The sequence below is a fragment of the Sphingomonas sp. HT-1 genome (genome assembly GCF_048568905.1).
Lineage (GTDB): Bacteria > Pseudomonadota > Alphaproteobacteria > Sphingomonadales > Sphingomonadaceae > Sphingomonas.
On the sequence record NZ_CP183770.1, the window covers coordinates 2,560,001 to 2,585,072 of the forward strand.

Consider the following 25,072-nt stretch of genomic DNA (forward strand, 5'->3'; position numbering starts at 1 on the left):
GTTCCGGATGCAGGGTTACATTTGCGGAGAGCCCCGGATCGCCCGACGCTTCCCGCCTGCCACGGCCGCCGGACTGCAGCGGCGCACATGACCATGGAGTCGGGCCTCAGCCCTTTATTTCAACAACTTGGTTGAAGGTGCCTCGCCCCGGCCTTCTTCTAGCCGCTGGCGTACCAATCTCCAAGCGGAAATATGGGACGAACGCGCGCGATTTCAAGTCAGCCGGACCACGCGCGGCCGTCCACCCATGTCTTTATAGACGCGCGGGGCCATGCCCTGTTCCTTTGCGAGCGAAGAAACGGCTGCAGCCTGGGTCCAGCCGATCTCGAGGATCGCGGCACCGCCGGGCGCGAGCAGGCCGGGCAGCGCCGGCACGATGCGGCGATAATCCTCGAGCCCGTCTGCACCGGCGAACAACGCTTCCGCCGGTTCATGGTCCAGCACCTGCGGCGGCAGCGGCTCGCCGGTGCCGATATAGGGGGGATTGGCGAGAATCAGGTCGAACGGCCCGGTGAGACCTGCCGTCCAGTCGCCCAGCTGGAACGCGGCGCGGTCTGCCATGCCCAACGCTTCGGCATTGCGCCGGGCGAATGCGAGCGCGACTTGCGACGCATCGACGCCAAGACCCTGCGCCTGCGGCCATTCGGCGAGCGCCGCCAGCAACAGCGTGCCGGGTCCGGTGCCGAGATCGAGGATGCGCTGCGGCGCGCGCGGAGAAAACCACTCCACCGCTGTCTCGATCAGCGTCTCGCTGTCCGGGCGCGGGATCAGCACACCGGGACCGACCGCGAGATCGATCGTCCAGAAGGCGCGGGTGCCGGTGATATAGGCAATCGGCTCGTGGCCCAGGCGGCGGGCGATAAAGGCGGCGAACGTCTCTGGCGCTGGATCGTCCAGGCGGCCGAGCAGCAGCAGGTCGCGCGTCGTGCCGAGCGCGTGCGCCATCAGCAGCTCGGCATCGAGCCGGGGGGTGTCGGAGACGGTTTCGAGTTGGCGGGCGGCGTCGGCTAGGACTGCCCTAATGGAACGCGTGCTCACGACGCGGCAGCCCCAAGATCCTCCCCGGAACGAAAAGGGGGACGATGTGCGCCAGCACCTGTTGGAGGAGGATCGCAGCGAGGGACTCCGGTGCGGAGCCCCCCTTCCACCGAGCTCCCCGTGCCCGGGAGGATCTCAGCCATCCAACTGGGCAAGCCGGTCGGCCTCGTCCTGCGAGACCAGCGCGCCGACCAGCTCGTCGAGCTCGCCTTCCAGGATCTCGGGCAGCCGGTGCAGCGTCAGGTTGATCCGGTGATCGGTCACCCGGCCCTGCGGGAAATTATACGTCCGGATCCGCTCCGAACGATCGCCCGAACCCACCATCGAGCGCCGCGCGCCGACGCGCTCGGCCGCCAGCCGCTCGCGCTCGGCCTCGTACAGGCGGGTGCGGAGCACCTTCATCGCCTTGGCCTTGTTCTTGTGCTGCGAGCGCTCATCCTGCTGGATCACGACGATGCCGGTGGGCAAGTGCGTGATCCGCACCGCGCTGTCGGTGGTGTTGACCCCCTGGCCGCCGGGGCCGGAGGCGCGGTAGATGTCGATGCGCAGATCCTTGTCGTCGATCTGCACGTCGGCCTCTTCCGCCTCGGGCAGCACCGCGACGGTGGCGGCGGAGGTGTGGATGCGCCCGCCTGCCTCGGTGGCGGGGACGCGCTGGACCCGGTGAACGCCGCTCTCGAACTTGAGCTTGGCGAACACGCCGGTGCCGGTGATGCCGACCACGACTTCTTTGTAGCCGCCCGCTTCGGACGTGCTGGCCGAGATCAGCTCGGTCCGCCAGCCGAGCCGATCGGCATAGCGCTGGTACATGCGGAGCAAGTCGCCCGCGAACAGCGCGGCCTCGTCGCCGCCCACGCCGGCACGGATTTCGAGCAGCGCGGGGCGCTCGTCGGCCGCATCCTTGGGGAGCAGCGCCAGCGCGAGCTTGCGTTCGGCCTCGGCAAGTGTGCCTTCGTTGGCGCGGAGTTCCTCCACCGCCATCGCGCGCAGCTCGTCATCGGCGTCCTGCGTCATCTGCTGGAGCGACTGGCCCTCGGCGCGCAACTGCCGGACCTTGCCCGCCGCCACGGCTACCGGCTCGATCTCGGCATATTCCTTCGAGACCTGGACGAAGCGGTCGCCGCCGAGTTCGCCCGACGCCATCAGCGCCTGCAACTCGTCGCGCCGCGCCTCGATCGCCGCGATGCGGTCCGGCGGGATGCGGGTCATTCGGTCGGGCCGCCCCAGGCAATGCTGCCGAGCACGGCTTCGATCGCAGCGGCGTCGCCGACATTGACCTTGAGCCGCTTCGACGTGGCACCGTCCGCGACGCCCAGCGAGAGCAGCGCGTCGGGGTTGCTCTTCACCGCCTTGTCGAACCGCTTGCGCGGCGAACCGGTGGCGAGCAACTCGGCCGCCAGCCCGGCGCGGCGCAGCGCGGCGACAGCGCGCACGCCGTCCGCCTGCACGCGATCGTCCTCGACCACGACATAGACCTGGATCGCCGCCGCCTTGGGCTCCTCGATCAGCATTGCCAGCCGCTCGACGCCGGCCGCCCAGCCCACGCCCGCCGTCTCGGGGCCGCCGAGCGAGCCGATCAGCCCGTCATAGCGGCCGCCGGCCAGCACCGTGCCCTGCGCGCCCAGCCGATCGGTGACGAACTCGAACGCGGTGTGGCGGTAGTAGTCGAGCCCACGCACCAGCCGCGCGTTGCGCGTCCAGGCGACGCCGGCCGCATCCAGCCCGTCGGTCACCGCCTTGAAGAAGGCGGCGGCTTCGTCGGTCAGATAGGCATCGATGTCCGGCGCGCTGTCGGCGATCGGGCGGTCGCGCGGGTCCTTCGAATCGAGGATGCGCAGCGGGTTCTTTTCCAGCCGCGCCAGGCTGTCCTCGGAGAGGTCGCCCTTGTGCGCCTCGAAATGCGCGACCAGCGCGGTGCGCCAGGCGTCGCGGGTCGCGGCATCGCCCAGCGTGTTGAGCTGCAGCGTCACGCCCTCGGCGATGCCGAGCTCCTTGAGCAGCTGGTCGGCCAGCACCAGCAGCTCGACATCGGCGGCGGGTTCGGGCGCGCCGAGGATTTCGGCGTCGATCTGGTGGAACTGGCGATAGCGGCCCTTTTGCGGGCGCTCGTAGCGGAACACCGGGCCCGAGGTCGCGAGCTTCAGCGGCGCGAACTGCTGCCACCCCTCGCTGATATAGGCCCGCGCGATGCCGGCGGTGAATTCGGGGCGCAGCGTGATCGAATCGCCGCCGCGATCCTCGAAGGTGTACATCTCCTTGGAGACGACGTCCGAGGTCTCGCCCATCGAGCGGGCGAACACGCCCGTCGCCTCGAAGATCGGGATCTCGAGCCGCTGGAAGCAATAGAGCTTGCGCACCTGGTCGAACTTCTCGAGCACCGCGGCGAAACGCCGCTGGTCTTCGCCGAAAATGTCCTGGGTGCCCCGGATGCGCTGGGGGGTCTGGATACGTGCCATTTGGGCGCGGCTATTAGGCCGGTTTGGGGCGGGGGGCAATGTGCCCGATGGGAAGGCACGCGGTGCCCCCTCCCCCTAGCCCCTCCCGCAAGCGGGAGGGGGAACAAGGATCAGAGCGCCGCGACGAAAGCTCGCGCGTTGGCACCGACCTGACCCGCGCTCAGCCCGACCTTGTACAGCGCCGAGCCGAGGCCGAAGCCGGCGGCACCCGCCGCCGTCCAGGGCCCCATATTGTCGGGCGCGATGCCGCCGACCGGCAGGACGCGCGCGTCCTTGGGCAGCACCGCGCGCATCGCCTTCAGCACCGTGGGGCTCGCCGCCTCGGCCGGGAACAGCTTGAGCGCGGTTGCGCCTGCATCCAATGCGGCGAAGGCCTCGCTGGGCGTCGCGATACCCGGCAGCGAGACGAGATCCGCCGCCGCGCTGGCACGGATCACCTCGAGATTGGCATTGGGCGAGATGATCATCGTGCCGCCGGCATCGGCCACTGCCTGCACCTGCTCGACCTTGAGCACCGTGCCCGCGCCGATTACCGCCCTACCGGCAAAGCGCTTGGCGAGACGCGCGACGCTTTCCAGTGGATCGGGCGAGTTCATCGGCACCTCGATCAGGGTAAAGCCCGCCGCGACCAACTCGTCGCCAATGTCCTCCACTTCGTCGGGAGTCACCCCGCGCAGGATCGCGATCAGCGGACAGCGGGCGAAGGCGGCGTCGAATTCGGCGATGTGGCTCATGCAATATGCTCCGCAATGGCAAGGATTCCGGCGAGGAACGCGTCATGGCTGCTGGCGATCACCGGCTGCCGGCCGTGCGCGGCAATCGCCGCGGCATAGAGGCCGCCCAGCATCGGGTCGGCAAGGATATGGACCGTGTCGTGCCCGGCATGCGCGAGCCTGGCGGCAACGTCGCTGCCGATCAGCAGACCACTGGCGAAGGCGGCGGCATCTTCATCGTCGCGGACACCCAGCATCTTGGCCGCGCGGATGCCGAACAGCGATGCCGCAAGGTCGCGCTTGCGCCCCTCCTCCACGCCTGCATGAAAAGCGGGGCCGACATGGACCTCGCCGCCCAGCTGCGCGGCGAGCAGGCCGTGCTTGCGTAGCGTGGCGAACAGCTCGCCGGTCATCGCGGTGGTAAAATCGGCGATGCGGCCATCCACCATCTCGACCCATTTGCAATGCGTGCCCGGCTGGACGAGCAAGGCGTCGGCAGGCGCCAGCCCTGCGCGCACCGCGCCCAGCAGCTGCACCTCCTCGCCGCGCATCACATCGGGCCGGCCGGTGACCATCGTCGAAACACCCGGCACGATCGCGCTACGCTCCTCCACCCACAGCAGACCCGCCGCCAGTTCGGCGATGCCGGCCGGTGCTGCGACATAGGGCGCCGTCGCCCAGCCGATATTGGCGCCCACCATGCCCGCCATCAGCAGCGGCAAGTCGCCGTGCCGCGCACGAATCCCCGCCGCTTCCGCCGCGAAGTCGCTGACAGCGGTAACGCCCTTGTCATCGCGTTCGGTATGCGTGACGCTGCCGCCTTCGATCCGGAAGACGCGGCGATTGGTCGTGCCCCAGTCGACCGCAAGAAAGGGGCCCGAAAAACGCTGTACCATGCCGGCTACCTTTTCAGCGGCTAACGTTGCTGTTCACGCGCGTTTTGGCGCACGTAGCGCGTGGTTCATTTATCCGATTTATCGGGGTTGTCCAGAAGCGCGGCTGGAGTAGTCTGCCGCTACGTCGGTTGCGCACGATGCGCCATGCGAAAGAACAGGAAGCAGCAACGAGCATGTCCACGTCCTTTTCGTCTCCACGCGAAGATATCCGTTCCGGGCTAGGCCGCAACCTCACCTATGGCCTGCTCGATTCGCTGGGCCGGGCGATCGTCACCGGCCGCTATGAGCGGGAGCCCTTCCCCACCGAGGCGGAGCTGGCCAAGCAGCACGGCGTCAGCCGATCGGTCACGCGCGAAGCGGTGAAGATGCTCACCGCCAAGGGCCTGCTCAGCGCGCGCCCTCGCCAGGGCACGGTGGTGCAGCCGGCCTCTTCATGGAACCTGTTCGACACCGATGTGCTGCGCTGGCTGCTCGAACGACAATTCTCGGTCGAGCTGCTGCGCCAGTTCAGCCAGTTGCGCATCGCGATCGAACCCGAAGCAGCGGCACTGGCGGCGCAATTCGGCACCGAGGCGGATTTGCGGCAGATCTCGGCCGGCCTCGCCCGCATGGAGGCGGCCGAGCGCGGGCTGGACGACACGCTCGATGCCGACATCGCCTTCCATGTCGCGGTGCTGCGCGCTTCGGGCAATCCCTTCTATGCGCAGTTTCGCGAAATGGTGGCGACGGCGCTGCGCACGTCGATTCGCTTCACCAATCGGATCAAGGGCCGCACCGCCAGCGTGAGCGATCACGCCGCGGTGCGCGATGCGATCGCCGCAAAGGATCCGGCGCGCGCGCGCACCGCGATGCGCACGCTGATCGGCGACGTGGTCGAGCTGATCGACACGGTGGAGGCGGCCGAAGCCGCCGCCTAAGGGATCAGCCGGTCGGCGCGCAGCCGCTCGAACAACGCGAAGAAGGCGTCGTCGGTCGGCTGATAGGCGGTGAAGCCCATCCGGCGACTCTTCGACATGTCGGTGACGACTTCGATCGGCCGGCCCAGATCGGCATCGGTGTGCCAGGGCGACGCGAGGCGCGCGAGGTTCGGCTCGGCCAATCCCTCCCGCTCGGCGATGGCGCGCCACAGCTCCGCATCGCCCGCCATCTGCTGTTCGAGCGGCTGCACCGTCCCGTCGAACGGCGCCGGCTCCAGACCGAACCATTCGGCGATGCACCCCCACATCCATTGCCAGCGAAAGACGTCGCCATTGACGACGTTGAACGCCTCGTTCGCCGCCGCGGGCGTCTCTGCCGCCCAGACCAGGTGCCGGGCGAGCTGGCCTGCATCGGTCATGTCGGTGAGCCCGCTCCACTGCGCCGCCGAGCCCGGGAAGCGGAACGGACGGCCGGTCTCGCGGCACAAGGTCGCATATACCGCGAGCGTGGTGCCCATGTTCATCGCATTGCCGACCGCCTTGCCGATCACCGTGTGCGGGCGGTGCACGCTCCAGGTGAAGCCGTCGCGCTCGGCGGCGGCGAAGACCTCGTCTTCCTGGGCATAATAGAAATTGTCGACGTCGAGCCGGCCCTGCTCCTCGCGGAACGGCGTCTGCGGCAGGCTGCCCTTCCCGTACGCCTCGAACGGCCCGAGATAATGTTTGAGCCCGGTGACCAGCGCGACGTGGCGCGGGCCCTTGGGCTTGGGCAGCCCATCGAGCAGGTTGCGCACCATCGCCGAATTGACCCGGATATTCTCCGCCTCGCTGTCCTGCCGCAGCCAGGTGGTGATGAACACCGCGTCCGGGTTCACATCCTGCAGCGCCTGCGCGGTCGCCGCTGCATCGGTGAGGTCCGCGACGACCGGCGCTACGCTCGTCTGTTCCACCGGCCGGCGCGCCAGCCCGTGCACCGTCCAGCCCTGCGCGACCAGCAGGTCCGCCGTGGCGCTGCCGACGATGCCGCTTGCGCCTACCACCAAAGCCGTCTTGGCCATTTCTGCCTCCATAAAGCGTTGGAGGCCGAGCTAGGCAGCCGCGCGCACGGCTTCTAGACGGCACCAAATCGGAACCTAGGCACCAGAAGGTACCCACATATGCGGCCAGGCACGGCGGATTCGGAGTGGCGGGAGGATTGCGCACCGCGGCGCGTGCTGGCGCTGTTCGCCACCAAATGGACTAGCATGGTGCTGCACACGCTCCACGCCCGGCACGGCGGGGCCGCGCGGAGCGGCGTGCTGCTGCGCAGCCTGCCCGGCATCTCCAAGAAGATGCTGACCCAGACGCTGCGCGAGATGGAGGAAGTGGGGCTGGTCGACCGGATCGTGCAGCACGCGGTGCCGCCGGCAGTGGAATACCGGCTGACACCGCTGGGCGACCGGTTCGTCGAGCCGGTCGAACTTCTCTATGCCTGGGGGCGCGACAATGCGGATGCGCTCGACCAGCTCGGCAGCCGGCCCACCGCTCGTCGCGCCTGATCCCCTTTTAGTGGCTGTCGCGCGGCAGACCCTTGGTCTGGGCGATGCGCTGATACTTCACCGCATTCTCGAACACCGCGCCGCCGTCGAACTGGCCGACCAGCCCGCGATGGATCTCCTGCCACGGCGTCTGCGATTCCGGCACATAGTCGATGCCCAGGCCCGCGCGGCGCTGTGCCAATTCCTCGTCGCTGACCAGCATGTTCGCCGAGCGCGTGTTGAGATCGATGCGGATGCGGTCGCCGGTGCGGACCAGCGCGAGCCCGCCGCCGACTGCCGCCTCGGGCGCCGCATTGAGGATCGAGGGGCTCCCGCTGGTGCCCGACTGGCGGCCGTCGCCCAGGCAGGGCAGTGCATGCACGCCCGCCTGGATCAGCGCCACCGGCGGGCGCATGTTCACCACCTCGGCGCCGCCCGGATAACCGACCGGCCCGGCCCCGCGCATGATCAGGATGCTGTTCTCGTCGATGCCGAGCGCGGGATCGTCGATGCGGTGGTGGTAATCCTCGGGCCCGTCGAACACGAAGGCGGTGCCTTCGAACGCGCCGGGATCGTCCGGGTTGGACAGGTAGCGCGCGCGGAATTCATCGGAGATCACACTCAGCTTCATCACCGCATTGTCGAAAAGATTACCCGACAGGACAGTAAGCCCCGCCGCCGCCCGCAGCGGCGTGGCGAGCGGGCGGATCACGTCGTCGTCCTCGATCTCGGCGGTGCCGATATTCTCGCCGATGGTGCGGCCGTTGACGGTAAGCGCATCGTTGTGGAGCAGCCCGGCACGGTACAGTTCGCCCATCACCGCGGGCACGCCGCCGGCGCGGTAGAAATCCTCGCCGAGATATTTTCCCGCCGGCTGGAGGTTCACCAGCAGCGGCACGTCGGCGCCGTAGGATTCCCAGTCTTCCAAGGTCAGCTCGACGCCGATGTGGCGGGCGATCGCGTTGAGGTGAATGGGCGCGTTGGTCGAGCCGCCGATCGCGGAGTTGACGCGGATCGCGTTGAGGAAGGCCTCGCGGGTCAGCACGTCGCTGGGCTTGCGATCGGCCAGCGTCATTTCGACGATCTGGAGGCCGGTGCGATAGGCGCATTCGGCACGGTCGCGGTACGGCGCGGGGATCGCCGCCGAGCCGGGCAGCGACATGCCGAGTGCCTCGGCCATCGAGTTCATCGTCGTGGCGGTACCCATGGTGTTGCACCAGCCGGTCGACGGCGCCGACGAGGCGACGAGCTGGATGAAGCCCTTGTAGTCGATCTCGCCCGCCGCGAGCATCTCGCGCGCCTTCCACACGATCGTGCCCGATCCGGTGCGCTCGCCCTTGAACCAGCCGTTGAGCATCGGGCCGACCGACAGCGCGATCGCGGGGATGTTCACGGTCGCCGCGGCCATCAGGCAGGCTGGGGTCGTCTTGTCGCAGCCGATCGTCAGCACCACGCCGTCGATCGGGTAGCCGTACAGCGTCTCGACCAGGCTGAGATAGGCGAGGTTGCGGTCGAGCCCCGCGGTCGGGCGCTTGCCGGTTTCCTGGATCGGATGCGTGGGGAATTCGATGGCGATGCCGCCAGCGTCGCGAATCCCCTCGCGCACCCGCTTGGCGAGTTCGAGATGGTGGCGATTGCAGGGCGAGAGGTCGCTGCCCGTCTGGGCGATGCCGATGATCGGCTTGCCCGATTGCAGCTCCTCCAGGCTCAGCCCGAAGTTGAGGTAACGCTCGACATAGAGCGCGGTCATGTCGGGGTTATCGGGATTGTCGAACCACGCCCGGGAGCGCAGCGGCGCACGATGAGTTCCAGCTTCTTCGGTCATGATTCCTCCGCTACGGGTATAGTGGGCGGCGTAGCGTGACTTGATAACCGCCACTCGTGCCCATAGGAAGCATATATATCTTATAAAAGGATGGCGTGAAAATGTCGGAGCGGATTCGTCTTGGCCTCGTCGGGATCGGCAAGATTGCCCGCGATCAGCATCTACCGGCACTGGCGGGAGACGATCGCTTCGAACTCGTCGCTACCGCCAGCCGCAATGCGTCTGTCGACGGTGTTGCAGCGCACAAGGACATGGAATCGCTGATCGCCGGCGGGCATGCTCTCACCGCCGTCTCGCTCTGCACCCCACCCGAAGGCCGCTACGACCAGGCTCGCATCGCCATCGAGGCTGGACTGAACGTGATGCTGGAGAAGCCGCCAGCCGCGACGCTCACCGAAATCTTCGATCTTAAAGAGCGCGCCCACGCCAAGGGTGTCACGCTGTTCACCACCTGGCATTCGCGCGAGGCGGCTGGCGTCGAGCCCGCCAAGGACTGGCTCGCCGGCAAGCACATCTCGGCGGCCCGCATCACCTGGCGCGAAGATATCCGCCGCTGGCATCCCGGGCAGGAGTGGATCCTGGCCGCCGGCGGCTTCGGCGTGTTCGATCCGGGCATCAACGCACTGTCGATCGCGACCAAGATCCTGCCGGACGCGCTGCTACTCGACCAGGCATGGATGGAAGTGCCCGAAGGCCGCGCGTCGCCACTTCGCGCAAAGCTGCACATGCGCAGCGGCGGTGCCCCCGTGACCGCCGATTTCGACTTCCTCCAGACCGGGCCGCAGACTTGGGACATAGAAGTGGACACCGATGCCGGCACGCTACGCCTCGGCATGGGCGGCAGCATCCTCCAGCTGCCCGGCGAAGAAGAGCAGAAGGCGCCGGATCGCGAATATGCTCGTCTATATGCGCGCTTCGCGGAGCTGGTCGCGGCAGGGACAAGCGACGTCGATGTGCGTCCGCTCCAGCTGGTGGCAGATGCCTTTCTGGTCGGCGAACGCGCAATCGGCGAGACATTCGCCTTCTGAATTCCGCCGGTGTCCGCGTCCTTCCGCCAAGGTTGGAGGACGCGGGTGCCGGCGCCAACCTCCGCTTATGATCAACCCGCACTAAGGCGCTACGTCTTTCGACATATTTTGCGACAACTCTTTTGTGGCACTGCGGAAACGTGCCATCTAATGGCGAGTTTGGCAGTGACCGGTGGTCCGGCATTCCTCGGGCCGCCCCTAAGCGGGTTCTGAAATTTGAACGCACCGACCAGCTATCGCCGTTCGGGCCTGATCGTCCTTGCGTCGGCCCTTCTCCTCGCCTCGTGCGGCGCGGGAAACAGCGCAGGGCAGCAGGGAGGCCGCAGGGGCCCGTCCGGTCCGCCGCAGGTGGGCTATGTCGTGGTGCAGCCGACCAGCGTGCCGATGACGGTCGAGCTTGCCGGCCGCGTTACCCCCTATCAAATGTCGCAGGTTCGACCGCAGGTTGCCGGCATTGTCCAACGCCGCTTCTTCCAGGAAGGCGCGATCGTCCGGAAGGGCGAGACGCTGTACCAGATCGATCCCAGCCTCTACCGCGCCAGCGTCGCCCAAGCCGCGGCCAATCTGCAGAACGCCCAGGCCACGCTGGAGGCTGCGCGTGTGCGCGCCGATCGATACAAGCCGCTCGCGCAGATGGAGGCGGTGAGCCAGCAGGATTATACCGACGCGGTGGCCACGGCGCGCCAGGCCAGCGCGCAGGTGGCGCAGAACCGCGCCGCGCTGCAGACCGCGCAGATCAACCTGCGGTTCACTCGCGTGCCCGCCCCGATCACCGGCCGCATCGGCCGTTCTCTGTTCACCGAAGGGGCGCTGGTCACCGCCAACCAGGCCGATCCGCTGGCGGTGATCGAGCGGCTCGACCCTATCTTCGTCGACATCCAGCAATCGAGCGCCGACATGCTCGCGCTGCGCCGGGCGCTGGCGCGGGACGGGATCAGCCCTGCCACCGCCACCGTGCGCCTGAAGCTGGAGGACGGCAGCGATTACGGCGCCACCGGCACCGTCGAGTTCACCGAGGTGATCGTCAACCAGAATACCGGCACCGTCACCCTGCGCGCCCGCTTCCCCAATCCGCAGAACATTCTGCTGCCGGGCATGTTCGTGCGCGCGATGTTCGCCCAGGCGATCGATACCCAGGCGTATCTGGTGCCGCAGGCGGGCGTGTCGCGTGATGCCAAGGGTAATGCCACCGTCTATGTCGTCGGGCCGGGCAACAAGGCGGTGGCAAGAACCGTCGTTGCGGAACGCACGATCGGGCAGAATTGGGTGGTAACTCAAGGCTTGGCGCGCGGAGATAAGGTAATCGTGCAGGGCACCGCCAACCTTCGGCCGGACATCGACATCAAGCCGGTACCGGCGAACGCGCCGCAGAAGATCGAACCGGCCAAGGGCGGCAGCCAGGCCAAGGCGGGCTAAGCCCCATGTCGCGCATCTTTATCGATCGGCCGATCTTCGCCTGGGTGCTTGCCATCATCGTCATGCTGATGGGCCTGGCGGCGATCTTCTCGCTACCCATCGCGCAATATCCGGACATCGCGCCGCCCCAGGTCAACATCCGCGCCACCTATCCCGGTGCCTCGGCGGAGACGGTGCAGAACAGCGTCACGCAGGTGATCGAGCAGCAGCTGAGCGGCATCGACGGGCTGCTCTATTTCAGCAGCTCGTCCACTTCGCGCGGCCAGGTCACGATCTCGGCGACCTTCGAGAAGGGTACGAACCCGGACATTGCCCAGGTGCAGGTGCAGAACAAGGTGCAGCAGGCGCTGTCCCGCCTGCCAAGCCAGGTGCAGCAGCAGGGCCTGACCGTCACCAAGTCCAATCCCGACTTCCTGATGATCGTCGGCGTCTATGACGAAACCGACAAGCGCACCAATCTCGACGTGTCGGACTGGCTGGCCTCGAACCTGCAGGATCCGCTGTCGCGCATCGAAGGCGTGGGCGACACCAACGTGTTCGGCGCGCCCTATGCGATGCGCATCTGGCTCAACCCCGCGCGGCTTTCCAGCTACGGGCTGATTCCGAACGACATCATCACCGCGATCCAGGCGCAGAATACCGAGATCGCCGCCGGCGAGCTGGGCGGCCAGCCGATGCCGCAGGAGCAGATGCTCAACGCCACCGTCACCTCGCAGTCGCGGCTGCAGACGCCGGAGCAATTCGCCAACATCATCGTCAAGACCGACGCCACCGGCGCGGCGGTGAAGCTGCGCGACGTCGCGCGCGTCGAGCTCGGCTCGGACAACTACAACTCCTCCAGCCGGATCAACGGCCATCCCGGCGCCGGCCTCGCCATCTCGCTGTCGCCCGGCGCGGACGCGCTGAAGACCGCCGATCTGGTGAAGGCACAGGTGGAAGCCGCCGCGAAGACGTTCCCCGCCGGCTTCAAATTCGCCTATGCCAACGACACCACCGGCTTCATCAAACTCTCGATCGAAGAGGTGGTGAAGACGCTGATCGAGGCGATCGTCCTCGTCGTCATCGTGATGTTCGTGTTCCTGCAGAGCTGGCGCGCCACGCTGATCCCGGCGATCGCGGTGCCGGTGGTGCTGCTCGGCACGTTCGGCGTGTTCTACGCGCTCGGCTTCTCGATCAACACGCTGACCCTGTTCGGTCTCGTCCTCGCCATCGGCCTGCTCGTCGACGATGCCATCGTCGTCGTCGAGAATGTCGAGCGGCTGATGGAAGAGAATCCGGAGATGACGCCGCGCGAGGCGACGATCCGCTCTATGGACGAAATCCAGGTGGCGCTGGTCGCGATCGCGCTCGTCCTCTCCGCGGTGTTCCTGCCGATGGCGTTTTTCGGCGGCTCGACCGGCGTGATCTATCGCCAGTTCTCGGTCACGATCGTCTCGGCGATGGTACTATCGGTGCTCGTCGCGCTGGTGCTGAGCCCGGCGCTGACCGCCACGCTGCTCAAGCAGAAAAACCAGGAAAAGGACCTGGAAGAAACCTGGATGGCGCGCCGCTTCCCCTGGATCGGCCGCGGCCTGAGCACCGCCAAGACCAAGTTCAACAACGGCTTCGATCGCGGCGTCGATCGCTACACCCGCGCGGTGCAGGCGGTGGTCGATCGCAAATGGATCTTCCTGCTGATCTACCTCGCGGTCTGTGCGCTGCTGGTGCTGATGTTCGTGCGCCTGCCCACCGGCTTCCTGCCGACCGAGGACCAGGGCGCGGCGTCGGTGCAGTTTCGTCTGCCGGCTGGCGCCACCATGTCGCGTACCAAGGAAATTCAGCTGGCGGTGGAAAAATACTTCCTGACGCAGGAAGCAAAGAACGTCGCGGTCATGTTCTCCGTCTCGGGCGGCGGCGGCGGGGGTGTGAACGGGCAGAATACCGGGCAGGGCTTCATCAACCTCACCAACTGGTCCAACCGCGAGGGCAAGGAAAACAGCGCCGACGGCATCGTCGCCCGGGCGGCCAGCGCCTTCCGCAACTTCCGCGACGCGCAGGTCTTCGCGCTGGTCCCGCCGGCGATCCGCGGCCTGGGCCAGTCGACCGGCTTCACCATGGAGCTGCTCAATTCGAGCGGAATGCCGCGCGAGCAGTTCCTCGCCGCGCGCGACAAGCTGCTCGCCATGGCCAATGCCGATCCGACGCTCGCGCAGGTACGGCTGAGCGACCTGCCAGACGTCGCCACGCTGAAGGTCGATCTGGACCAGCAGAAGCTGGCGACGCTGGGACTGTCGCAGGCCGACGTCAATTCGACGCTGTCGACCGCTTGGGGTGGCCGCTACGTCAACGATTTCATCGATCGCGGCCGGGTGAAGCGCGTCTATGTGCAGGGCGACGCGCCTTATCGCTCCGAACCGAGCGATCTCGCGCAATGGTTCGTGCGGGGCAGCGATGGCCAGATGGCCCCCTTCTCCTCCTTCGCCTCCACCAGCTGGGCGACGGCGCCCACGTCCATGGCGCGGTTCAACGGCGTGCAGTCGTTCGAGCTGAACGGCCAGGCGGCGCCGGGCAAGAGCTCGGGTGACGCGATGCAGCGTATTGCCGAGCTGGCCGCCCAGATACCGGGCACTAGCATCGCCTGGGCCGGGCTATCCTATCAGGAGCGCCTGTCTTCCGGCCAAGCGCCGTTGCTGTACAGCGTGTCGCTGCTGGTCGTGTTTCTATGCCTTGCCGCGCTGTACGAAAGCTGGTCGGTGCCGATCGCGGTGCTGCTCGTCATCCCGCTCGGCCTGGTGGGCGCGATCTTCGCGGTGACGCTGCGTGGGCTGCAAAACGACGTCTATCTGCAAATCGGCCTGCTGACGACGATGGGTCTCGCCGCCAAGAACGCGATCCTGATGATCGAATTCGCCGAGCAGGCGGAGAAGCAGGGCAAGCGCGTGATCGAGGCGGCACTGGACGCGGCACGCATCCGTCTCCGCCCGATCCTGATGACCAGCCTTGCCTTCATCTTCGGCGTGCTGCCGCTGGCGATCTCCACCGGCGCAGGCGCCAACAGCCGCATCGCGATCGGCACCTCGGTGATCGGCGGCATGCTGACGGCGACGATCCTCGCCATCTTCTACATCCCGCTGTTCTTCGTGCTCGTCCGCCGCGGCGTGCGCGATGGCCTGACCGCGCTGCGCAGCCGCCGCGGCCGCACTGCTCCGGAGGCCCAGGCATGAAGCGCGCGCTGATCCTGCTCGCCACCACGGCGCTCGCCGGCTGCTCGATGGCGCCGAAGGATGTCCGCCCCGAAGCGCCCATCCCCGTCAGCTGGCCGGTGGGCGATGCCTATCTGCGGCAGAGCGAGGCGGCGCTGCCGACGGTGAACTGGCGCGACGTGTTCCGCGACGCGCGGCTGCAGACGCTAATCGAACAGGCACTCGCCAATAATCGCGACCTCAGGGTAGCGGCGGCGAACATCGCGGCGGCACGCGCGCAATATCGCATCCAGCGCGGCGCGCAGTTCCCGCAGGTCGACGCCAGCCTGGGCATCACCGAACGTCGCGGCAATGCGAACAATGTGGGCAACAACACGGGCACGGGCGGCAATGTCGGCAATGTCGGCGGCGGGCTGCGTACCAACTATTCCACCCAGGCCGGGATCACCGGCTTCGAGCTCGACCTATTCGGCCGCCTCGCTTCGCTGACGCGGGTGGAGCAGAACAATTATTTCGCGACCGAAGCCGGTGCGCGCGCGACGCGGCTGACGCTGGTGGGCGATATCGCCACCGCCTGGCTCAACTATGCTTCGGACGCCAGCCTGCTGGCGGTGGCGCAGCAGACCGCCGCGAGCGCCGAAGACAGCGTGCGCCTGACCCGCGCCCGGCTGCAGGGCGGAATCGCTCCCCGCACCGATCTGCGCCAGGCCGAACAGACGCTCGCCACCGCGCAGAATGATGTGGCCCGGCAAACGGCGGCGCTGGCGCAGGACGTCAATGCGCTGCGGCTGCTCGCCGGCTCGGAGATCGATCCGGCGTTGCTCCCCGCCTCGATCGAACAGGCCGCTCCCAGCATCGCGGCGATCCCGGCCGGCCTCGATTCGAGTATCCTGCTGCGCCGGCCGGATGTGGTGCAGGCCGAATATCAGCTGCGTGCCGCCAATGCGCAGATCGGCGCGGCGCGGGCGGCGCTGTTCCCGCGCATCAGCCTTACCACCGTGCTCGGTTTCGCAAGCACCGCGCTGTCCAGCCTGTTCGATGGCGACGCGTTCACCTGGCAGGCGGGCGGAACCGGCAGCTATTCGATCTTCCGCGGCGGCGCGGCGCGCGCCACGGTGCAGTTGAGCGAGGCGCAGCAACAAGCGGCGGTCGCCAGCTACGAACGCGCGATCCAGACCGCCTTTCGCGACGTGGCCAACGCGCTGGCCACGCGCGGCACCATCGATGCCCAGCTGCGCGCGACCCAGCTTCAGGCCGATGCCGCGGCCGACACCTATCGGCTGGCTACGGCGCGCTATCGCGGCGGGATCGACACCTTCCTGCAAAGCCTGGATGCGCAGCGTTCGCTCTATACGGCGCAGCGGCAGCTGGTAACGGTGCGGCTGACGGCAGCGACGAACCTCGTCGATCTCTATCGATCGCTGGGCGGCGATTCGCAGCTCGACGCGACGGCGCAGGGGCCGCAACCAGCGGCGACCGGCGGAACTGCCCGCAGCACAGGCAGTTGACCGCACGCCCCTGCTTGTGGCAGGCGCATTCCGGTTGGGCGGGTATAGCACAATGGTAGTGCAGCAGCCTTCCAAGCTGAATACGCGGGTTCGATTCCCGCTACCCGCTCCAATTTCCGATCTCACGACATCCCACAGAGCTTTGTAAACCGCGGAAATCTGCGGTATTTTCGGGTCGTCCGGCTCGTGATCGCTCGTCCCGTCCCATGAAAGCGCACGCGCAAGTGGGGCCTGTTTTCGAAGATTTCGGGCCTAAATTTGGCACGAGGCCCCACGGCTGTGGCCCCTCGCGACGAAAGGCCCGAACCATGGCTCTGAGCGATATCGCAATTCGTAAGGCCAAGACCCTCGACAGGGCGTACAAGCTCTATGACGGGCTCGGCCTTTTTTTGGTCGTATCGCCATCTGGCTCCCGCCTCTGGCGCATGAAATACAAACGCCACGGCATCGAAAAGAAGCTCAGTTTCGGCTCGTACCCGGAGGTAAGCCTGCGCGACGCGCGTGATCTTCGCGATGAGGCGCGCGATCTCCTTGCCGAGGGAAAGTACCCCGCCTTGGAGCGGCAGCGGGAGAAAGCCCGGAACGAAACGCTAGAGCGGATTTCGACCGCACTGAATCGGTGAGGGATTCCCAAGGAACGCGATTTCTGATTCAGAATGCATGCCGGTGAAGGAGTCCGGCATGGATGGGTCATGCTTTGTCGATGGATTTGCGGGTTCGTCTTCTGGCTGTGATTGACGGCGGGCTGAGCTGTCGGGCTGCAGCCGCCCGGTTTGGGGTTGCGCCGTCGACCGCGATCCGCTGGCACGCCCAGCGGCGGGAAACGGGCAATGTTGCCGCCAAGCCGCAAGGCGGAGACATGCGTTCGCGTCGGGTTGAGGAACGGGCAGCTGACATTCTCGCGCTGTGGGAGGCCCGCAAGGACATCTCGCTGGAAGAGCTTCGCCGAGCCTTAGCCAAGAAGGGTCTGGCAGTCTCCGTCGCAGGGCTGCATCGCTTTTTCGCGCGTCGAGGCATGACGCGCAAAAAAAGACTGGCCATGCTGTCGAGCAAGACCGGCCCGACATCCTGAAACAGCGCCGCGACTGGTTCGACGGCCAGGTCGATCTGGAACCGGAACACCTGGTCTTCATCGACGAGACCTGGACCGCCACCAACATGACCCGCAGCCATGGCCGCTGCGCCAGGGGTGAGCGGCTGCGGATGGGATATCCGCATGGCCATCGCAAAACCACCACGCTGGTTGCCGGCCTGCGCATGACCGGCATGGTCGCGCCGATGGTGCTCGACGGCCCGATCAACGGCGACTGGTTCGAAGCCTATGTGGCGCAGGTCCTTGTGCCCACACTGCGCCCCGGCGACATCGTCATCATGGACAATCTGTCGAGCCACAAGCGACCGGCGGTCCAGCATCGGATCGAGGCGGCAGGCGCAACGCTGCGCTTCCTCCCGCCCTACAGCCCTGACTTCAACCCGATCGAAAAGGCCTTTGCACGCCTCAAGGCCATGCTGCGAAAAGCCGGCGAGCGCACTGTCAGCGGCCTGTGGAACCGCATCGGCGCGCTCGTCGACATCTTCCAGCCCAGCGAATGCGCCAACTACTTCAGTTCCTGCGGATATGATCCAGATTGATCGGAAAACGCTCTAGAGATCTGCTGGCCGGTCATGGCCGCCTTGATGAAGCCCGCGGGCGCTACGCGCCCTTGCCTTCAACAAGGCAATCCGGCTCTTCGCGGGATCGGTTCCCAATGTGCTACGGAACCGAGTTTATCAGTCGGGCAATCCTGAAATGGGCCAGCGAGAACCGGGTCGAGTGGCACTACATCGACCCCGGCAAGCCCCAGCAGAACGCGTTCATCGAATCGTTCAATGGGTCGCTGCGCGATGAACTGCTCAACGAGGAACTGTTTGACAGCCTGGCTGACGCCAGGCGGAAGCTGGCCGTCTGGCGCTACGACTACAACAACGTCAGGCCGCATTCGTCGCTGGGAAACCGAACACCGGCGCAAGCGCGCCGCGCGTTCCTGCAAGATGGGGGCGTCACGCCCGGCGCGCTTGTGCCGGTGGCCCAGCACGAATATCAAACCGGTGGACTCTCGTTATGACTGCGGGACCAGCGGGGGGCAGGTCACCCGGCTCTCTGCATCGTCCATGCGGACCGCGCCTATGACACCAACCGCATCCGTGACCTTATCGAGCGGCAGGGTGCTGTTCCTAACATCCCGCCCAAGGCCAATCGACGCTGGAAAAGCTGCTTCGGCCGCAGCCATTACAAGGGACGCAATGCCTTCTAGCGCATGTTCTGCCGCCTCAAGGACTGCCGGCGCCTCGCCACGCGCTATGACCGCACCGCCGCCATCTTCCTCGGCAGCCTGCACCTCGCTGCCACCGTCATGTGGTTTTTGTGAGTCTCAGCCCTAGTGAGACAGAGTCTGTAGCCGGTGATGCACTTCGGCCGCTTCATCGATGGTGTCGTAGAACACTAGGCTTCCCCCATAGACGACCGCGCCGCGACGGCAATATTGACGAAGCGTGCCGGGGTCGTGGGAGATCATGATCAGCGTCGCGTTGTCGCGCCGATGCAGCAGGGCCTCCTCGCAGCGAATTCGAAATCGCTCATCCCCCGCGCCGGTGATTTCGTCGACCAGATAGCATTCGAAATCGATCGCCAGGGAAATGCCGAACGCGAGGCGTGCTACCATACCAGCCGAATACGTTCCGACGGGCTGGTGCAAATAGGGGCCTAGCTGTGCGAAGTCTTCTACATAGTCCAGAATTGCCTGCTCCGGCTGCGCGTAAATGCGCGAAATGAAGCGTGCATTGTCCGCGCCCGTGAGGTTGTGATAGAAGCAACTGGCGTAGCCGATTGGCCACGAACAGCTCATCGTCCGCGAGACCTTACCTGAGGAGGGGTATTCCACGCCGGCGATCATCCGCATGAGCGTCGATTTCCCGGCTCCGTTGGCGCCGCAGATGCCAACGCTTTCGCCCTTTGCGATCTCAAAGTTCAGATCGTTGAAGACTTGCTTCTTGAACTTGCGAATATGGTAGGCTTTGGAGACATTTTCAAACTTGATCATCCGGCTTTACTTTCACTCCGGTGCAGCGCTTCACCGAGAAACGCACCAGTCTCGCACTTGAAGAGGCCACTGGGGCCACGCCGCCAAATACCAGCGCGACGAGACAATTACCATGGGTGCATCATCGTCTTGCCGCCGAGGGTGTACTTTGTAGCAGTCACGGCAACGTCCATTGATCAAACAGCGCGCGCAGCCTCGCCGCATACGCTTCGGGAGAAAACCGAGCCGCTTGCCTGATGCCGGCCGCCTGGAGTCGGCTCCGCAGCAAGTCCCCGGTGTCAAGCGCCATTATCGCGTCGCGGATACTTTCAACGGAATAGGGGTCGACCAAAAGGCCTGCATCACCGACAACCTCGCGAAGCGACGCATTGCCCGCTGCTACCACCGCCGTACCCATGGCCATCGATTCGAGGGCCGGCAACCCGAAGCCCTCGTACAGGCTTGGGAACAACGTCGCCTTGGCATGCTCGATCAGATGCATCAGCTCGTCGCGGGGCAGATAGGGGAAAACGCGGACGCGTGCTCCTGGGCGTTCCGCCAATGCGCGCAATCGGGCGCGCTCGGCGTCGCACCCCCATCCCCCCGCCGCTACCACGACCAGCGGCGTGTCGCTGCCGCTCGCCTCGAAGGCATCCAGCAGCCGCCCGATATTTTTCTTCGGCTCGATCGCGCCAAAAAACAGAAAGTAGCCGCGCGTGGTGAAACCCTGCGCAGCTATCCATTCCGCGGCGCGCTGCTTTTCGCCCTGCCGCGGCGCCACGTCAAAAGGCTGGTAGGTATTGATTACCCGATGCTCGGCAATCGGGAACTCCGACAGAATGTCGTTTCGCGAGGTCTCAGAGACGGTCACGATGTCGAAGCCCCGCCGCGCGATAGCCGCGCAGGTGCGCCGATACTCCGCGGCGCCTCGATCGACCATCCAGGGGAATTTGATCGGCACGAGATCATGGACCGTGTAAATGTTCCGCGCGCCGGGGACATAGAGCGGCAGCGGATAGGTCCAGTGCGCCAGCTCGACACCCGGGATGCGGACGGCAACGAACCGCCCTGTGCGGCGGAAGTATCGCTTGGCCGCTCGGAAGAGGTTGGGCCTGCTCCAAGCAGCTTCCCAGGAAACGGATGCCGCGCCACGCGCGGCATCTGCCAGGGCAGCGTCGCCAACGATCCGTGGTTCATAGCCGAGCGGCGCGACGAGGAAGTCGCTTGCGACCTCCGCCCACCGACGGAACTGTCCGGCAGCGATCGGGCGGGGTTGGTCGCCGCAAAGCAGGTCTACGCGGTGCCCCAGTCTCCTCGCCGTCGCGATGAAATTGCGCCCATAGGTCGCGATGCCGGTCCCTTTTGGCATCGAGATGTTATAGCCATCGACGATCAACTGCATGACGCCGGATAGGCGGCGACGGGAGGAAGTGCAAAGGCTTACGCGCGTTGGGACGTTGCTTGCCTCCTTCCCGCGGATCAGTCGAGCAATGCGGCGCGGGCAAGATCCACTCGATTAAGGGCGCTGCGCTGATCCAAACCGAGCTGAATATAAAATTCGCCTTCGGTCGTCGGTTCGAATGAAATCTCTGCGAAGCGGGTAAAGCCCAGCGCGTTGAGATCGTGGATCAACAGCCGGAACGCGTTGGGTGTGAATGCCCAGACGTGCGTATCACAATAAGCCCCAGCCCTTGATCGCTCCATCGCCGCCAGCGCGTCGGGGACGCCGTGGATGAGCACAGGATTGCCGATACTGCCGGCGTTCCAGCAGATATTCCCCTCCAAGGCCGACGCGTTGAGTAGCATTTCCGCCAGCGCGCCCGCGGTAGGGCGGCGCACCGCGTTCAGATATGTATCGATCACCCGGGCGAGCGCAGCACTGGGCCGGTAATGGTCAAAGCAATAGCGTTTGTCCGGCACGGCCAAGGACAGGATGCCGCCTTGCGTCAAAATGGCCTCACATTCCTGGAGGAAGCGAATCAGGCAGGGCATGTGCTCGATGACATGCGACGCGACGATCCAGTCGAAACGGTCCTCGCCCACCAGTTCGGCGTAGCTCGCCCCGTTCCACACGTAATCCACGTGCGGCACGTTTTGTGGATCAGCGCCTTCTGCCGCGAATTTGGCGCGCAAGGTCTCTTGATCCGCCTGATCAAGATGACGAACTGAAGGGCCTGTTGCCAGAGGGTTGTATCCGCCGCCAATCTCCAGGCCGAGCCCATCCTGCCGCAACCCTGCAAGTATCTTTCAGAACGCATCATATCCCCGCTATACCCTTCGAAATCGCTGCTTGTGCCGGTTTACTGCTGTGGGTGCGCGTCCACCGATGGAGGATCGAGAAGGCGCGCTGCCGTGGCGATCGTTTCCGTAATCGGGTAGCCGTGTTCGATCGCCCAAGCACGATCATGGCAGCCGTGGCCGGTCAGGACCAGCACACCCAGCGCCCCCACCGAGATAGCCGCTTCAACGTCGCTTCGCTTGTCGCCGATCACCACCGATTGCGCCAGATCGATGGCAAACGTTTCGGCCGCTGCGATCAACATCCCTGGTGCTGGCTTTCTGCAGTCGCACTCGTCCGCGGGACCATGAGGGCACATATAGATGCCTTGAAGGACGACGCCTTGTGCCGCCAACTGGTCGAGAACCTCTTCGTTCACCCGCCGCGCCTGGGCCTCCGAGAAGAAGCCGCGCGCAATTCCCGACTGATTGGTGATCATCACGAGCAACCAGCCGGCCCGCTGCAGTGCGGTTAAGCCTGCCACTACCCCCCGCTCGAGTTCGACGGCGGCGGGGTCAGACAGATAGTTGCGCTCGACAATGAGCGTGCCGTCTCGATCGAGAAATATTGCCTTCCGCCTTGGCTCTACCGGGCGGAGCGTTCCCGTCGCGCTCACGCGGGAGTCCGCGCGCGCGTATCCGCAGCCATCTCGACGATTCGGGTCGTGCTGCGCCCTTCTAGCAGCTCGAACCGCTCGACGCGGCCGCCCGCCGCGAGAACGAGGTCGGCGCCGACAATGTTTTCTATCGCATAGTCCGCGCCCTTGACGAGTAGGCCGGGCCGCAGCGCCGCAATCAGCTCGAACGGCGTGTCCTCGGCAAAAGGTACTACCGCATCCACGGCCGCGAGCGCCGCGAGCACTTGGCTGCGATCCTCAAGCGGGTTGATCGGTCGCGAAGCACCCTTGAGACGGCGTATCGAAGCATCGTCATTTATCCCCACGATCAGGCGATCGCATCGGCTGCGGGCGAACTGAAGCAGTTGGATATGGCCGGCATGGAGGATGTCGAAACAACCGTTGGTGAAACCCACGGTGAGGCCGGCAGCACGCCACTCCGCCGCACGCGCCGCTGCCGCCATGCCGTCGAGAATCTTGACCGCGCTGCTCGAGCGGTCGGCGATATGGTGCGCAAGCTCGTCCATCAATTCGCTTCGGGTAAGGGTGGCGGTGCCGTGTTTGGAGACAACGATCCCCCCTGCGGTGTTGGCGATCGTTGCCGCCGTGGCTGCATCCGCGTCTGCACCAAGCATCAGCGCGAGAACCGCGACGACAGTGTCCCCTGCCCCGACAACGTCGAACACGTCGCGAGCGGTCGCGGGGATATGCAGGATCGCACCATCCTGTGTCCGTAGCGACATTCCCTGTTCTGCACGGGTCAGCAACACCCCGTTCACGCCGAACTGCGTGGCAATGGTCGCCAGGGCACGTTCGGCGGACGCGTCATCGGTGGCGCGGATCCCGGTAGCCGCAAGCGCCTCGTGAACGTTCGGGGTTATGAGAGTGGCGCCGCGATAGCGATCCAGGCTGATCGTTTTGGGGTCCGCGATGACGGGCACGCCTGCCTCGATGGCGAGGAGTACGAGCGCGCGGGTCACGGCATCGCTGAGTACACCCTTGGCATAGTCCGAAAGGACGAGCACATCATGGGCGCCAATATGCTCTGCGGCTGCGGAAAGCAGGGCGGCCTGCACCGTTTCGGAACATGCGGTGTTCTCTTCGCGGTCGACCCGCAACAGGTGCTGCCCGGCGGCGGTGAATCGCGTTTTTTCCGTAGTCGGGCGCGAGTGGTCGCGCACCGCGTGAAGGCGGATGCCGCCTTCTGCGTCGATCGCGGTGACCAGTTCCTCAGCAACGGGATCATCGCCGAGGACGCTCACCAGCGTGCAGGTCGCCCCAAGGGTGACGACATTGCGAGCGACGTTGGCGGCGCCACCGGGAACCTTGCGCGACTGCTTGTAGCGAAGGATCGGTACCGGGCTTTCCGGCGAGATCCGCTCCACCGTGCCTTCAACGAAGCAATCGAGCATCACATCGCCCACGCAGAGAACGCGAACGCTGTCGAAAGCTGGCAGATTAACCATTCAACACCTTGTCGAACAAAGGGCGTAGCCCAGTCATAACATGATAGAGCGAGGAAGCAGGAGCAGCCTCCGGAACCGGCACACCTTCCGCGTCCAGCCGGTCATACCACGCACCACCGGGCGAACGGAGAAAGCGTCGGAAGGAAGCGATGCACACAAGCGTCAGCGCGATCGACCGATCCGGTGCTTCCGTCCCAACGGTTAGGACGGCGCGAAGACGTTCGGTCTGTTGCCACAGGCGGGATTCGAGATCCAGCGGCCGCCCCGCAGCATCCACTGCAGCGATCACCCGCCCGTCTGTCACTCCGTAGCAACTGCCGAAGCGATAGAGGCGAGCGACATGCGTGCTCAGATCCTGACCCAGCAGCTCGCCCGCCTGATCGAGCAGGAACGCCCATTCGAACTGGTGGCCAGGCTCTCGGACCTGTCCCGTGTCGCCAGGATGGAAACGCCAGTCACCGTCGTAGAACTCGCCGACCGCGCCGGTCGTGTGATCGAGCAGCGAGCCTGTCGCCAGTCGGACGATTTCCTCCGCCGCCGCGCGGAACGGCGCATCTTGATCGTACTCGATCCAAGCGAGCAATGCCTCGAGTAGATGCATGTGCGGGTTTGACCGAAGGGGCAGCCGACGCGGGCTGGCCTCCTCGAAGCCCAGCACGGGATGCGACAGCGTGGTGCGAAGACGATCAAGCAGCGTCTCCGCATCTCGGCGCAATGTATCGGGCCGCCCGTTCGCCTGCCACGCTGCCGCTAGGGCGAGCAGTACGAAGCTCTGATCGTAGAGATCAACCGCGTCGGAGACCACGCCGCCATTGGGATGTACCGCTGCCCTGTAGAGGCCGTCGTCACGTCGGAAATGACCAAACAGCGCGCGTAACCCATGGTCGACCGCGTCGGCCCAGGGCCCAGTCCAGCCCATTCTGCCCGCTTCGGCATAGGCGAATATCTGCCGTGCCTGGACGCGCAGTCGCATCGGACGACGTGCGGGCTGGCCGCCGGTGTCGAGAGCGTCATGAAACCCGCCCGCCGCAGCGCGGTTGGCGCCGCATTCCCACCAGAATGGCAGGGCGTCGTTGAACAGCCAAGACCGCAAAGCCGTGGTTTCGTTCTCCAGAACACGTCGCTGCTGTACAAAATCCATCTTGGCCGATTCTCTG

At 65.8% G+C, this 25,072-nt stretch carries 21 protein-coding genes, 1 tRNA gene and 2 pseudogenes; 11 read left to right on the top strand and 13 right to left on the bottom strand.

What is annotated here, in order from left to right; translation table 11 throughout:
• Positions 1–213: 213 nt before the first annotated feature.
• The 5 genes from prmC to ACNFJ7_RS11875 form a co-directional block, all read right to left on the bottom strand.
• Positions 214–1,038 carry a peptide chain release factor N(5)-glutamine methyltransferase gene (prmC, locus tag ACNFJ7_RS11855; RefSeq protein WP_019368806.1) on the bottom strand — a complete coding sequence of 275 codons (825 nt, stop codon included), beginning with the start codon at positions 1,036–1,038 and terminating at the stop codon, positions 214–216.
• A 135-nt stretch (positions 1,039–1,173) separates the two neighbouring features.
• Positions 1,174–2,247, bottom strand: a complete 1,074-nt coding sequence (gene prfA / locus ACNFJ7_RS11860) for a peptide chain release factor 1 (protein WP_019368807.1) — start codon at positions 2,245–2,247, stop codon at positions 1,174–1,176.
• Positions 2,244–3,494, bottom strand: a complete 1,251-nt coding sequence (hisS, locus tag ACNFJ7_RS11865; protein WP_019368808.1) for a histidine--tRNA ligase — start codon at positions 3,492–3,494, stop codon at positions 2,244–2,246. Before hisS ends, prfA begins: the two co-directional genes overlap by 4 nt.
• Before the next feature lie 110 nt (positions 3,495–3,604).
• Positions 3,605–4,228 (bottom strand): 2-dehydro-3-deoxy-6-phosphogalactonate aldolase, encoded by a 624-nt coding sequence (locus ACNFJ7_RS11870; RefSeq protein WP_019368809.1) that lies wholly within the window; start codon positions 4,226–4,228, stop codon positions 3,605–3,607.
• The gene (locus ACNFJ7_RS11875; RefSeq protein ID WP_019368810.1) at positions 4,225–5,103 is read right to left on the bottom strand and encodes a 2-dehydro-3-deoxygalactonokinase; all 879 of its coding nucleotides are present in this window, start codon (positions 5,101–5,103) and stop codon (positions 4,225–4,227) included. Before ACNFJ7_RS11875 ends, ACNFJ7_RS11870 begins: the two co-directional genes overlap by 4 nt.
• 173 nt (positions 5,104–5,276) lie before the next feature.
• On the opposite strand from ACNFJ7_RS11875, the gene ACNFJ7_RS11880 reads away from it, so the two are divergent.
• Positions 5,277–6,020, top strand: a complete 744-nt coding sequence (locus ACNFJ7_RS11880) for a FadR/GntR family transcriptional regulator (protein ID WP_026009020.1) — start codon at positions 5,277–5,279, stop codon at positions 6,018–6,020.
• Here ACNFJ7_RS11880 and ACNFJ7_RS11885 read toward each other — a convergent pair.
• The gene (locus ACNFJ7_RS11885; RefSeq protein ID WP_019368812.1) at positions 6,017–7,078 is read right to left on the bottom strand and encodes an SDR family oxidoreductase; all 1,062 of its coding nucleotides are present in this window, start codon (positions 7,076–7,078) and stop codon (positions 6,017–6,019) included. The two genes, ACNFJ7_RS11880 and ACNFJ7_RS11885, sit on opposite strands and share 4 nt — an antisense overlap.
• A 99-nt stretch (positions 7,079–7,177) precedes the next feature.
• On the opposite strand from ACNFJ7_RS11885, the gene ACNFJ7_RS11890 reads away from it, so the two are divergent.
• A complete protein-coding gene (locus ACNFJ7_RS11890; RefSeq protein ID WP_026009021.1) occupies positions 7,178–7,558 on the top strand; it encodes a winged helix-turn-helix transcriptional regulator in 381 nt (126 codons plus the stop codon).
• 7 nt (positions 7,559–7,565) lie between these two features.
• Here ACNFJ7_RS11890 and ACNFJ7_RS11895 read toward each other — a convergent pair whose 3' ends face one another.
• Positions 7,566–9,362, bottom strand: a complete 1,797-nt coding sequence (locus tag ACNFJ7_RS11895; RefSeq protein WP_019368814.1) for an IlvD/Edd family dehydratase — start codon at positions 9,360–9,362, stop codon at positions 7,566–7,568.
• A gap of 101 nt (positions 9,363–9,463) precedes the next feature.
• Here ACNFJ7_RS11895 and ACNFJ7_RS11900 point away from each other — a divergent pair, with 101 nt between their 5' ends.
• The 9 genes and pseudogenes from ACNFJ7_RS11900 to ACNFJ7_RS11940 all read left to right on the top strand — a co-directional run.
• Positions 9,464–10,390, top strand: coding sequence for a Gfo/Idh/MocA family protein (locus ACNFJ7_RS11900; protein WP_019368815.1), 927 nt, complete (start codon positions 9,464–9,466; stop codon positions 10,388–10,390).
• A gap of 216 nt (positions 10,391–10,606) precedes the next feature.
• Positions 10,607–11,806, top strand: a complete 1,200-nt coding sequence (locus ACNFJ7_RS11905; RefSeq protein WP_019368816.1) for an efflux RND transporter periplasmic adaptor subunit — start codon at positions 10,607–10,609, stop codon at positions 11,804–11,806.
• Positions 11,807–11,811: 5 nt separating this feature from the next.
• On the top strand, positions 11,812–15,009 hold the full coding sequence (locus tag ACNFJ7_RS11910) for an efflux RND transporter permease subunit (RefSeq protein ID WP_019368817.1): 3,198 nt from the start codon (positions 11,812–11,814) through the stop codon (positions 15,007–15,009).
• Positions 15,006–16,496, top strand: coding sequence for an efflux transporter outer membrane subunit (locus tag ACNFJ7_RS11915; protein WP_019368818.1), 1,491 nt, complete (start codon positions 15,006–15,008; stop codon positions 16,494–16,496). Before ACNFJ7_RS11910 ends, ACNFJ7_RS11915 begins: the two co-directional genes overlap by 4 nt.
• 38 nt (positions 16,497–16,534) lie before the next feature.
• A tRNA-Gly gene (locus ACNFJ7_RS11920) sits at positions 16,535–16,608 on the top strand.
• A 196-nt stretch (positions 16,609–16,804) separates the two neighbouring features.
• On the top strand, positions 16,805–17,119 hold the full coding sequence (locus ACNFJ7_RS11925) for an Arm DNA-binding domain-containing protein (protein WP_019368819.1): 315 nt from the start codon (positions 16,805–16,807) through the stop codon (positions 17,117–17,119).
• A 62-nt stretch (positions 17,120–17,181) separates the two neighbouring features.
• Positions 17,182–18,128, top strand: a protein-coding gene (locus ACNFJ7_RS11930) for an IS630 family transposase (RefSeq protein WP_152997892.1) whose coding sequence is annotated in 2 segments (ribosomal slippage) — positions 17,182–17,518 and positions 17,518–18,128 — 948 coding nt in all. Because the reading frame shifts where the segments join, the coding sequence is not laid out codon by codon here.
• A 125-nt stretch (positions 18,129–18,253) separates the two neighbouring features.
• A pseudogene (locus ACNFJ7_RS11935) lies at positions 18,254–18,601 on the top strand (integrase core domain-containing protein); the annotation flags it as partial.
• Between the two features lie 27 nt (positions 18,602–18,628).
• Positions 18,629–18,904: pseudogene (locus ACNFJ7_RS11940) on the top strand (transposase); the annotation flags it as partial.
• 9 nt (positions 18,905–18,913) lie between these two features.
• Here the strand turns inward: ACNFJ7_RS11940 and ACNFJ7_RS11945 are convergent.
• The 6 genes from ACNFJ7_RS11945 to ACNFJ7_RS11970 all read right to left on the bottom strand — a co-directional run bounded on the left by ACNFJ7_RS11945 (position 18,914) and on the right by ACNFJ7_RS11970 (position 25,056).
• Positions 18,914–19,576 (bottom strand): ABC transporter ATP-binding protein, encoded by a 663-nt coding sequence (locus ACNFJ7_RS11945; RefSeq protein WP_019368290.1) that lies wholly within the window; start codon positions 19,574–19,576, stop codon positions 18,914–18,916.
• Positions 19,577–19,733: 157 nt separating this feature from the next.
• Positions 19,734–20,957, bottom strand: coding sequence for a glycosyltransferase family 4 protein (locus ACNFJ7_RS11950; RefSeq protein WP_019368289.1), 1,224 nt, complete (start codon positions 20,955–20,957; stop codon positions 19,734–19,736).
• Between the two features lie 77 nt (positions 20,958–21,034).
• On the bottom strand, positions 21,035–21,787 hold the full coding sequence (locus ACNFJ7_RS11955; RefSeq protein ID WP_269083842.1) for a methyltransferase domain-containing protein: 753 nt from the start codon (positions 21,785–21,787) through the stop codon (positions 21,035–21,037).
• Positions 21,788–21,855: 68 nt separating this feature from the next.
• Positions 21,856–22,449, bottom strand: coding sequence for a D-glycero-alpha-D-manno-heptose-1,7-bisphosphate 7-phosphatase (locus tag ACNFJ7_RS11960; RefSeq protein ID WP_050990126.1), 594 nt, complete (start codon positions 22,447–22,449; stop codon positions 21,856–21,858).
• The gene (rfaE1, locus tag ACNFJ7_RS11965; RefSeq protein ID WP_019368286.1) at positions 22,446–23,915 is read right to left on the bottom strand and encodes a D-glycero-beta-D-manno-heptose-7-phosphate kinase; all 1,470 of its coding nucleotides are present in this window, start codon (positions 23,913–23,915) and stop codon (positions 22,446–22,448) included. The genes ACNFJ7_RS11960 and rfaE1 overlap by 4 nt, the downstream gene beginning before the upstream one ends.
• Positions 23,908–25,056, bottom strand: a complete 1,149-nt coding sequence (locus tag ACNFJ7_RS11970) for an AGE family epimerase/isomerase (protein WP_152997826.1) — start codon at positions 25,054–25,056, stop codon at positions 23,908–23,910. The genes rfaE1 and ACNFJ7_RS11970 overlap by 8 nt, the downstream gene beginning before the upstream one ends.
• Positions 25,057–25,072 lie beyond the last annotated feature (16 nt).

Bases quoted from the DNA above. Each gene is read 5' to 3' on its own strand.
- ACNFJ7_RS11875 (WP_019368810.1), bottom strand. From the start codon at position 5,103: ATGGTACAGCGTTTTTCGGGCCCCTTTCTTGCGGTCGACTGGGGCACG.
- ACNFJ7_RS11900 (WP_019368815.1), top strand. From the start codon at position 9,464: ATGTCGGAGCGGATTCGTCTTGGCCTCGTCGGGATCGGCAAGATTGCC.
- hisS (WP_019368808.1), bottom strand. From the start codon at position 3,494: ATGGCACGTATCCAGACCCCCCAGCGCATCCGGGGCACCCAGGACATT.
- prfA (WP_019368807.1), bottom strand. From the start codon at position 2,247: ATGACCCGCATCCCGCCGGACCGCATCGCGGCGATCGAGGCGCGGCGC.
- rfaE1 (WP_019368286.1), bottom strand. From the start codon at position 23,915: ATGGTTAATCTGCCAGCTTTCGACAGCGTTCGCGTTCTCTGCGTGGGC.
- ACNFJ7_RS11970 (WP_152997826.1), bottom strand. From the start codon at position 25,056: ATGGATTTTGTACAGCAGCGACGTGTTCTGGAGAACGAAACCACGGCT.
- ACNFJ7_RS11925 (WP_019368819.1), top strand. From the start codon at position 16,805: ATGGCTCTGAGCGATATCGCAATTCGTAAGGCCAAGACCCTCGACAGG.
- ACNFJ7_RS11950 (WP_019368289.1), bottom strand. From the start codon at position 20,957: ATGCAGTTGATCGTCGATGGCTATAACATCTCGATGCCAAAAGGGACC.
- ACNFJ7_RS11915 (WP_019368818.1), top strand. From the start codon at position 15,006: ATGAAGCGCGCGCTGATCCTGCTCGCCACCACGGCGCTCGCCGGCTGC.
- ACNFJ7_RS11880 (WP_026009020.1), top strand. From the start codon at position 5,277: ATGTCCACGTCCTTTTCGTCTCCACGCGAAGATATCCGTTCCGGGCTA.
- ACNFJ7_RS11945 (WP_019368290.1), bottom strand. From the start codon at position 19,576: ATGATCAAGTTTGAAAATGTCTCCAAAGCCTACCATATTCGCAAGTTC.
- ACNFJ7_RS11910 (WP_019368817.1), top strand. From the start codon at position 11,812: ATGTCGCGCATCTTTATCGATCGGCCGATCTTCGCCTGGGTGCTTGCC.
- ACNFJ7_RS11890 (WP_026009021.1), top strand. From the start codon at position 7,178: ATGCGGCCAGGCACGGCGGATTCGGAGTGGCGGGAGGATTGCGCACCG.
- ACNFJ7_RS11895 (WP_019368814.1), bottom strand. From the start codon at position 9,362: ATGACCGAAGAAGCTGGAACTCATCGTGCGCCGCTGCGCTCCCGGGCG.
- ACNFJ7_RS11885 (WP_019368812.1), bottom strand. From the start codon at position 7,078: ATGGCCAAGACGGCTTTGGTGGTAGGCGCAAGCGGCATCGTCGGCAGC.
- ACNFJ7_RS11870 (WP_019368809.1), bottom strand. From the start codon at position 4,228: ATGAGCCACATCGCCGAATTCGACGCCGCCTTCGCCCGCTGTCCGCTG.